A 10,887-nucleotide genomic window follows, 5' to 3' on the forward strand; every position below is an offset into this window, starting at 1 on the left:
TACTGCTATGACCATCTCGCGACGCTTTTGCTCAATCTTGCTTTTTTACTCATGTTGATTGTCTCCATAAAGTGTTTTCTACCATGTTACTGTAAGGGATGTGCTTGCACTTTACTGTAAAGGATGTGCTTGCACTTGCCCTCTAAAGCATAGAGAAGAGGAAAGCGTCTGGCGTGCGCAATCGCCTAACACGGCGAACAAAGCTGTAGCGTAGCTCGGCTGGTGATAACAGGATTACTGGGAGAACAGTCATGGCGAAGAAAACATTCCGCATCAACGGCCGTGTGATAAACAAGCAGACCCGCCAAGGGATCGACGCCCTGCGCGTCGAGGCTTGGGACAAGGACCTGATCTTCGAAGATCTCGTCGGCAGCGCGGTCACCAACGACGACGGCGTCTTCCAGATCGTCGTCGATCAGTCCTATTTCAAGAAAATATTCCTGGATCGCCGCCCCGACTTGTTCTTCAAGGTTTTCCGCGGCGACACGCTGATCAGGAGCACCGAAGACGCAGTCCTCTGGAATAGCAGGCAGAATGAAACTTCGATCGTGATCGAGGTCGAGGTGAGCGACAAACGCGACCTTGACGAGCCCTCGTTCCGGGTCTTCGGCACAGTGCGTAACGAGCTCGGCGAGCTGCTGAGTGACGCCACTGTTCAAGCCTTCGATCGCGACCTCCGTCGCGAGCAAGTGCTGGGCAGTGTCAAGGCGCGTGCGGGCCGCTATGAGATTCGCTACACTCGTTCGCGCTTTGCCAAAGCGGAGAAGGGCTCGGCAGACCTCGTGATGAAGGTCCTGGGCCCCGACGGAAATGAACTCTACAAGACGCCGGTACAGTTCAACGCTCCTCGCGAGTTGGAGCTGGACATCGCCTTGAAAGGCGTGCCCTACAAAGGGGCATCGGCATGGGAGGTGCTGACGGCTGCCCTGACGCCGCTGTTGGACGGCGTTTCGCCGCTGGAATTGCAGGAATTGCGAGAAGGCGATCTCCAGGACATCTCCTTTCTCGCTGGCGAGACCGGCCACAGCCACCTCATCGTCGGAACATGGATCGCCTGCTTCCGTCTAGCCGATAAGACCGCGCGCGAGAAGACCGCTCTGGCTCCAGAAGTGTTTTTTGGCTTTCTCCGCCAGGGCCAGCCCTCGATTCCCTACGAGACCCTCCTCGACGCCATGCAGCACGCCGATCGCATGGTGCTCCTCGAGGACAAGACGCTGCGCCGCCTCACAGACATCATCCCGGATCTGCAGCGGTCCCTGCTGGAAGGCGCTGTTGCCGACAACCTCGTTCCCCCGCGAATCGGAACGACGATTGACGACATCCTGAAGACCTTGGACCGCATCAAGCTGCGCTACGCGGCCGATCTTAGCTTCGGTGGGGGCAAGGGCACCATCGGCCAACTGCTCGACCTCACACCGGCCGCCACGGAACACCAGGCCGCATTCCTCGAAGCCTTCCAGGCCCACACAGGCCCTCTCACGACATTCTGGCAAAAGCTGGAAGACGACAAGATATTCCCACCCGAGGTCGCGCAGCAGGTGCGACTCTCTTTCGAGCTGGGAGCGCTGACCCGGAACCACATTCCGTTGGTCGGTGAGCTGGTCAATCGGTTCAAGAGCGGCGCTCTCAAGGCGAAGCGCGAATTGGCAAAGTTTGACCGAGCCGATTGGGTCGCCGTCTTCGAGCGTCCAGGTCCGGACGGCAAGCCTGTCGGTGTTCCCACAAACATCGACGGTGATACCGAGCAAGCCAGGATGCAGCAGTTTGCCGTCATCCTCGGAGGGCAGTTCGAGCGCGCCTACCCCACCACCTCGTTCTCGGCCAAGTTGGCGCGCGCCGAGTCGAGCCCGGTCAAGGCACGGCAAGACGTCGTACGCTTTCTCGACAACAACCCAGACTTCCAGCTCGACCGCTTCCGCGTGGAGCATTACATCGCGCAACACGATGGGGCCTTGAGGGGAATCAGGAACAACAAGGCGCTGGTCTCCGATCTGAAATCCATCCAGCGCATCTTCAAGTTGAACCGGACTTACAAGGCGGTGGAGGCGCTGCTGGCGCGCAAGATCGACTCCGCCCAGAGAATCTACTTCATGGGGCGGAGCCGGTTTCTCAAAGCGCTGTCGGATACTGGGATCAACAAGATCGAGGCGCGGAAGATGTACCGGAAGGCGGAGAATGCCTACGCGCTGGCGGTGGCGACCTACAGTGAATACAACATCGCCATGAACGGTGCGATCCCGTACGCGGTGGCGCAACCGGTCGCCGATACGGCGACAGTTGCCAAGATCCGCGCCCTGCCCAACTTGCAGACCCTGTTCGGGTCGCTCGATTACTGCGAGTGCACGGAGTGTCGTTCCGTGTACAGCCCGGCCGCCTATTTCACCGACGTGCTGAGGTTCCTCGACGACCGCGAGAGTGAGAAGCCGAAACTCGGCGGTGGCCTTTGCTCTGTCAAGGACATCCTGTTCGAACGCCGGCCCGATTTGGGCGAGATCGAGCTGAGCTGCGAAAACACGAACACGCCGCTGCCCTACATCGATCTGGTCAACGAGATACTTGAAGATGTCGTGGCGCCGCCGACTCCTTTCTTGCTGGAAGGCGCCATCGAGCCGGATCTGGTCGCCGGCCTGATCCGGCCGGCCGTGCTCGCCGAGTTGGCGGCCAAGTCGGTCGCCGTGGGCGCCGACGCCCAGGTCTACGCCCCGGACAGCCGCGGTCAGTGGGCAGTGCGCGACGCCGAGCACGCCTACAAGCTCTCCACGGCCGGCGCTGCGCTGCACCTGCTCCCGACTCGCCAGACATTTCTCGCCAAGGCGGAGCTACGCGCGAATCCTGAGTACACCAACCCTACCGCCTACACCAAACTGCAAGGTGAAGTATTCCCGCTCAATCTGCCGTTCGACCTGCCGCTCACTCAGGCTCGGGCTTACCTTCGACACTTGGGCGTGCCGCTGCCGCGCCTGCTCGAGCTGTTTCAGCAACAGTCTGATGACGTGACGCTCGTGCCGAGCGACGTGCAGATCGATTGCGCATGGCTGGACATTGGCAAAACGGAGCGCCAGATTCTGACCGGCCCGCTGGAGGGCAAAGAACCGTGGGACTTCTGGGGGCTGGCCGAACTGAACAACGACATTCCCAGCCCCGTGACGCCCGCCGACCCCGCCACCAATGTTACCGGTGGCTGGATCGACGTGCTGAGCCATGTGGATGTGATGCTCAACCGTAGTGCGCTGACCTACAAAGAACTCCTGCAGTTGCTCGACATGAAATTCGTCAACCCGGACCGTGCCATCTTCATCTTCGACACCGCGGATCCCGACGCGGCCAGTTGCGATACCTCCCTGTTCATCATCCGCAATCTGACTGAGGCCGCACTGACGCGTATGCACCAGTTCATCCGTTTGTGGCGCAAGCTCGGTTGTCCGATGTGGGAGCTGGACATTCTCCTGCCCGGCGTTCTTACTGACGCTGCACTTCAGGCCCTGTCGCGCAAGAAGCGCCTGCGGGAACAGATGGCCCTGGACTGGCGCGACGTCCACAGCCTGTACAGCGGAATCGACCACAACGTCTACCAGGACCGCGCCCAGGACGGCGCCCCATCGGTGCAGACGCCTTATCAGCGTCTGTTTCGCAACAAGCTGGTCGACGCCGTCGCCAGTTTTCCAGCACACCCCAACCAGATTAACGGCCCAATCGCGAGCCAGGTGCCGGGCATTCTCGCCGCCTTTCGCATGAAAGAGAGCGATCTCGCGCTGATCCTGGCCGATCTGGGCCTTGTCCCGTCCAACAACCTGAACGCGACAAAGCTGGGCCACATCCACCGCATCACGGTCCTCGCGAAGGCGCTGGCATTGACCACTGAGCAGTTCCTACGCCTCAAGCGGTTGTGGGCGCAAGACCCGTTCGCCAACCCCGCCGCGACGCGTACGTTCGTGGAACTGGCGCAACAAGTGGCCGCCTCGGGCTTCTCGGTGGAGCAACTGGACTATCTTCTGGCCCACCAGTTCAGTGCCAACGCGGGCGTGGCGTTGGAAGACAAGGCCATCGTCACCTTCATCACGACGCTGCGCGAGGGCCTGCTGAAGATCGATGGCGACGTCCGCCGCAAGAGCGAGGAAACCGACTCCGCCTACGTCAAGAGCAAGCTTGGGCAACTGCCCGCCCTTGCGAAGGACGCAGACCAAACGGTGGCGCTATCGATCATCGACGGCACCTTTCTTGGAGCGCCCGGCGCACGCAACACACTTATCGACACCACCTTCAACGGCGTGCTGGACACCGCGCTCGCGAAGGTCACGCTGGTCGCCCTCGCGGACGGTCTCAGCCCGGCCGACCGGCAGGCCGAGGTCGATGCGCGATTCACCTTCGTGCAACCCCAGCTTCAGACCTTCCTGCTGAAGACGCAGCAGGAAGCGTTCATCCGTCAGAAGGTAGCCGAGCTCCTGCAGCTGGACACGCCCTCGGCCAGTGCGCTGCTCGACACGCTGAGTGTGCCCGGCTCGGCTGTCACCATACTGGCAGCCCTCAATGATGTGCGGCTGCTCGCCAGGCAGGCAGATGGCACCCCGGTTCCGCCAGATGAGGACACCTTTCCCGACAGCTACCCCGACATCTACCGGAGTCTGCGGCTGCTCCACAAGGACGCGCTCGTCATCAGCACGCTGCGCATCAAGGCGGACGAGTTGACGTGGTGGCTCGAGGGCACGCACGCCGCCGACATGGGCTGGATGCACCCAGGCGACTTTCCTATCAGCATCGCTGCCCCACTGGCGATTGAGAAATGGGTCAGCTTGCAACACTTCTTCACCTGGAAAGGCGGCCTGCCCACGTCCGACCTGACGGCCTTCGAATTCGCCGCGCGGGCCCTCGACATCGCCCAGACCTCGACGGACAACCTGACAGACTTGGCCAGGTTGACCGCGGGCGAGGTCAGTGACCTGAACGCGATGGCCGAGGCATTTCACTGGAGGCACGTAGGGCCGCCAGATCCCCCAGCGGCTTTCGACAACGTGAAGCAGCAGTTGCGCCAATCGGCCAGCCTGAAACGGCTCGCCGACTGTGTACGCGCCTTGCGCCGCCTGGGGATAAACGCCGAGCGCGCCATTAACTGGGCCACCGCCACGCCCGACGGCTCCGTGGCCGACAGCATCAAGCAGACCGTGAAGGCCAAGTACGACCTGCCGCAGTGGCAGCAGATCATCCGGCCGCTGCAAGACGACTTCCGAGAGCGGAAGCGCGAAGCCCTGGTGGGCTGGCTGGTCGCGCATCCCGATCGGGCCAAAGGACACAACTGGTCCGACACGAATGGGCTGTACGGCCATTTTCTGATTGACGTGGAAATGAGCGCCTGCATGCTCACCTCGCGACTGAAGCAGGCCGCCGCGTCGATTCAGTTGTTCGTCCAGCGTTGTCTGCTGAATGTGGAGCAGGACGTCCTCGCCAACGCCGAGCTCGATAAGTGGAAGCAGTGGAAGTGGATGAAGCAATACCGCGTCTGGGAGGCCAACCGCAAAGTATTTCTCTACCCGGAGAATTGGCTAGAGCCGGAGCAGCGCGACGAGAAGTCGCCGTTCTTCAAGGACCTTGAAAGCGAGTTGATGCAGAACGACGTCACCGCCGTCACGGCGGAGGACGCCTATTTGAACTACCTCGAAAAACTCGACAAGGTGGCCAACCTCGAGATCCGGACGCTCTACAACGAGACGATCGGCGACGAGTCGGTCTTGCACGTCGTCGGCCGCTCTCGCAGCAGCCAGGCACCAGATCATTACTACCGCAAGCGCCTCAATGGCAAGCGCTGGACCGCGTGGCAGAAGATCGAGCTCGACATCAATGCCAACCATCTGGTCGCTGGAATTCACAACCGGCGCCTCTACCTGCTCTGGCCCCAGTTTCTCGAAAAGGCGGACGCGCCCACGACGTTGAACACGCCTGCGGCGAATTCCACGACGACGATCCCGACGCCCACTAAGTACTGGGAGATTCGGCTGTACTGGAGTGAATTAAAGAAGGGCAAGTGGACGCCCAAGGTGTTGTCGGATGCTTTTATTCGCGTGGACCAGCAGTGGACCCGTGGGGACAGCCCTGACAATGTCGCATTCCGACTCGGCACCCGCTCGTCGACACATGTGCAGGTGCGAGTTCATACGTCCGAGAACCCTGCAACGGACGCACCAACAAGTGGGTGGTTATTCGACAAGCTTGGCAAGCAGGTGACATCGAAGCCGCTTCAGCTCAAGGCGGACTTCGACCATCTCATTTCGCCAGACCAAAGCCGCTTTAGCAATGACCTCATTTTGCATACAACTGCTTCGCAGTATTTCTACTACGGTACTGTCGAGGGCGGCGGGCGGACTGAGATCGCGGCGCATCAGAACGCTGTGGCCATTCCGGTTCTCCGACACATTGCTCGCAGGACGACATACTCGGTGATCGACTCCAAGGCCAGTGCGCTCCTCGACGAAGGGTCTTTCTTCATGTGGGACGAGAACCACACGTACCTCGTTGATTACAGTTGGCCGGCCCGTGCCTCATCCGCCTCGCGGGCCTCGTACGCTAAGAAGACATCCACGTTCAGATTCTCAATCCATTACCATCCATTCGTCGAGCTGTTCACCAAGGAGATCAACATCTTTGGCATCAAGGGCCTTCTGAACCGGCCCATCCAGGTGGAACCGGCCAGTATTCCCGGCAGCCCCGCGCTCTTCGACTTTGCGAGCTATAACCCGAGCGACAACGTGCGCAAGAATTACCGGCTGCCAGACAGCAGCGCCAGTTATCCGGTGGAGGACGTTGATTTCACCTACACAGGCGCCTATGCGCCGTACAACTGGGAGCTGTTCTTCCACGTGCCGTTCTATATCGCCAACAAGCTGAGCACCAATCAGCGGTTCGAGGAGGCGTTGGAGTGGTTCCATTACATTTTCGATCCGACGAACACCGATACGGCGACGCTCAACCCGAACACCCCGCAGCAGAAGTTCTGGATCACCAAGCCGTTTTACGAGACGACGGGGGCTGACTACCTCAGTCAAAGGATTGAGAAAATCATGGTCGCGATTGCGAAAGGCGACGACGAGCTGCAAGAGCAGGTGGGCGAGTGGCGCGATCATCCGTTCAACCCGCACCTTATCGCGCGGATGCGCACGGTCGCCTACCAGAAGAACGTCCTCATCAAGTACATCCAGACGCTGATCGCCTGGGGCGACCAGCTCTTTCGCCGCGACACGATCGAGGCGATCAACGAGGCGACTCAGCTCTACATCCTGGCCGCGTCGATCCTGGGACCACGTCCCAAGAGCATTCCCAGGCAGGTCGAGAACCCCATCAAAACGTTTTATCAACTGGAGCAGGAAGGAATAGACGACTTCGGCAACGTGCTCAAGGAAGTGGAGAACCTTCTGCCCGCCGTCCCCGCGTCCGCCACGGTGGGCGAGGATGCTCCCGAACTGTCACGTCTGGACGTGCTCTACTTCTGTATCCCCAACAACGAGAAGTTGCTGAAGCTGTGGGAGACGGTGGCCGACCGGCTGTTCAATATCCGCCACTGCATGAACATCGAAGGCGTCGTACGCCAGTTGCCGCTCTTCGAGCCGCCCATCGACCCGGCCATGCTGGTCAGGGCCGCCGCCGCCGGGCTGGACATTGGAGCCGTGCTCAGCGATGTGAACGCGCCGCTGCCGCTGTATCGTTTCACGTTCATGATCCAGCGCGCGCTGGAAATCTGCGGCGAGGTCAAAGCTCTGGGCAGCGCCATGCTGGCGGCGCTGGAAAAACGCGATGCCGAGGCATTCGCCCAACTACGCTCCAGCCACGAGCGCGTGATGCTGGATCAAGTGCGCATCATCAAGAACAAACAGGTTGATGAAGCACTGAGCACCAAGGAAGCCCTGGACGAGTCAAAGAAGGTGATCGAGGCTAGACGGGACCATTATACGAAGTTAATCAAGAACGACTTGAATATCTATGAGATAGCATCGTCTTTTCTAACCGGTGGCGCAATAGTGTTTGAAGCCGGAGGGGTGACGCTGGCTACTCTTGGGGCCTTCACGGCCGTCATTCCTAACGCCGAAGCAGGTGCGGCAGGCATCTCATCTCCTGTAGTCACGGTCAAATTTGGCGGGACGAATTTGGGCCTCTCAGCGAGGGATGCCGCCGACGCCCTGAAAGGCTTGGCCAGCATCGCGCAGATGAGTGCGGGAATGACCTCCACGATCGGCGGCTACGAGCGCCGGGCCGAGGACTGGGACCTGCAGAAGCAACTCGCCGAGAAAGAACTACCTCAGATCAACAAACAGATCACTGCGGCCGACATCCGCCATGGGATTGCCAAACAGGATCTGGTGAACCAGGACAAGCAGATCGAGAACGCCCAGAAAGAGGACGAATATCTGCGCTCCAAATTCACCAATCAAGAGCTCCATGACTGGATGGTCAACCAGCTCTCCACGGTTTACTTCCAGAGTTACCAACTGGCCTACGACCTCGCCAAGCGCGCCGAGCGTTGCTTCCGCTACGAGCTGGGCCTGACCGACTCCAGCTATATCCAGTTCGGCTATTGGGACAGCCTGAAAAAAGGCCTGCTCTCCGGCGAAAGACTCCATTACGACTTGAAGCGCCTGGAGACGGCCTACTACGAGCAGAACCGGCGTGATTACGAACTGACCAAGCACATCTCCCTGGCACAGTTAGACCCCATCGCACTGCTCAAGCTGCGCCAGAACGGCGAGTGTTTCGTGGACGTGCCTGAAACGGCGTTCGACATGGATTATCCCGGCCACTACTTCCGGCGCATCAAGACCGTCGGTCTGTCCATTCCCTGCGTCGCCGGACCCTACACGACCGTCGCGTGCACGCTCACCCTCACCGGGAATAGCCTGCGCAAGGATTCGAGCCTGCCCCCTGGAGGGTATGCCCGCATCCCCATCCCCGGCGATGACCCGCGGTTTCGTGACGAAATCGCCGCCATCCAGTCCATCGCCACCAGCAACGGCCAGAACGACCACGGCATGTTCGAGCTCAACTTCCGCGACGAGCGATACTTGCCCTTCGAAGGCGCGGGCGCCATCAGCCGATGGCACATCAAGCTGAACAAGGATTTTCCGGAGTTCGACTTCGCGACCTTGTCCGACGTCGTCATCCACCTGAACTACACGGCTCGCGAAGGCGGGGAGTCCCTACGCGCCAAAGTGGTGGAGGAGTTCAACAAGAAGCTGCACGACATGGCCTTGGCCGAGAGCCGCAAAGGGCTCTACCGTGTGTTCGACCTGAAGCGCGAGTACTCCGATAAATGGTACAAGTTCCTGCATCCCGCCAACGCCGCGGACGACCAGGAACTGGTGCTGGAGGACCTGCCAGACCGGCTGCCGTACTTCACTCGCCCGTTCCCCACCAAGAAAGTTCGCCAGATCGAAGTGGTCGCGCAGATGAAGGACGGCGCCACCTACAAGGTGCAGCTGTCACCGCTCGGGATCAGCCCGGCCGACCTGCTCCCATTGTCCACGGACCCGACTTACAAGGGACTGCACCGCGCCATCAAAGACCTGACCGGCAGCGAGATCAACTTGGGTGCCTGGACGCTCAAGCTCCAGTTGGATGGCGCCGCCGATTTCAAATCTCTGCCTGAGGATGCGATCAGTGAGCTGTTCCTCATCATCAACTATACGATCGCCTGACATGTTGACCCAGAACGAGATCGACACTTTGATCCAGCGTATCGTGGCGCGCATTCAGCCGCAAAAGGTGATGATATTCGGCTCCTATGCCAAGGAAACGGCGACAATCAAGAGCGACCTAGATGTATTTGTAATCAAGGAAACCACGTTGCCGATGGCAAGCCGGGCAGATGATCTGAAGCCCATGTTGACTCAGACCCTAATTCCAGTCGATATCCATATTTATACGCCAGAAGAGGTTGAGGAATATGGGAAGGAACCGTTTTCTTTTGTCAACAGCGTCATCAAGTCAGGGAAAACAGTTTTTCGAAATAAAGGAATCAGCTAAGAGCCGGTGAGGATGCTGAAGGTGAACTGCATTGCTGTGAAACGCGGTCCTGCGCGCCACTGGACGCTGCACCGTGATGCTGCCAGAAGCGCTCTTCGATATCATAGTCATAGGGGACATAGTCATAGGGGACGTTGTTGACTAGCTGGACAAAGTCTAGTGAAGGATCGCAACAGAGGAACCGGGTCAAGTCTGGAGTTGCAGAAATCTGCACGTTTCAACGGATCGTGACGTCGGCTAAGAAACGCGACTGACTATTCAACTCTGCGGACCCCGAATGGAGATGAGTCACAAACCCCGCGTCGTAGAAGTTTCTGTGCAAGCGCTCTGACGTGATTCTCGCCGGCGCCTGCTTGGTCGAGAGGATCATGACTTTCTTTCATTCCACGCGACCCCTGGGCTCTACAATCCGATCGTCGCGGCGGGCGCGTGGCTCCGTGGTGCAATTCATGGGGTGGGGAAAAAGGGGACATTCTGAATTTGGTGTGAAAGAACCGTTAGGGGTTCGGCGTGATTTTTAAAATTTGGGTGGCGGCCACTCGCCGACGCCGCGGTATTCCCTCTCGCTGCGCATTTAAGAGGGGATTTATCGCGTCGGGAATCTTTTCTCGCTTCGGGACAAGCAAGAGTGCCAGTGACCGATTGGGAAGATTGTCAGAAGACTGAGCTTGACTCCTGAGTTGTATACGGAGGCGATCGACTGCTTGACGCTCGGCCCTTGACAGTGCGAAGATACCGGTGAGAAAGAAAGGGGCAAGTATGCTGGATCAGGAACTTCTAAAAAGGATTACTGCCAATCCGGAAATTTTCGGCGGTAAGCCAATCGTTCGAGGAATGAGGATATCTGTGGAGCTTATCCTGAGCTTGCTGGCGCAGGGGGAGACG

Annotated in this window: 2 protein-coding genes; both read left to right on the forward strand. The window is 59.3% G+C overall.

The genetic code is table 11. The annotated features are described in order from the left end of the window. Positions 1-251 precede the first annotated feature (251 nt). On the forward strand, positions 252-9,674 hold the full coding sequence (locus tag Q8P46_12645) for a neuraminidase-like domain-containing protein (GenBank protein ID MDP2621002.1): 9,423 nt from the start codon (positions 252-254) through the stop codon (positions 9,672-9,674). 1 nt (position 9,675) lies between these two features. Further along, positions 9,676-10,002, forward strand: a complete 327-nt coding sequence (locus Q8P46_12650) for a nucleotidyltransferase domain-containing protein (protein MDP2621003.1) — start codon at positions 9,676-9,678, stop codon at positions 10,000-10,002. The last annotated feature ends 885 nt before the right edge of the window (positions 10,003-10,887 follow it).

Source organism: Hyphomicrobiales bacterium (assembly GCA_030688605.1).
GTDB lineage: Bacteria > Pseudomonadota > Alphaproteobacteria > Rhizobiales > NORP267 > JAUYJB01.

Excerpts from the sequence above, each read along its gene's own strand:
- Q8P46_12650 (MDP2621003.1), top strand. The coding sequence starts at position 9,676 with ATGTTGACCCAGAACGAGATCGACACTTTGATCCAGCGTATCGTGGCG.
- Q8P46_12645 (MDP2621002.1), top strand. The coding sequence starts at position 252 with ATGGCGAAGAAAACATTCCGCATCAACGGCCGTGTGATAAACAAGCAG.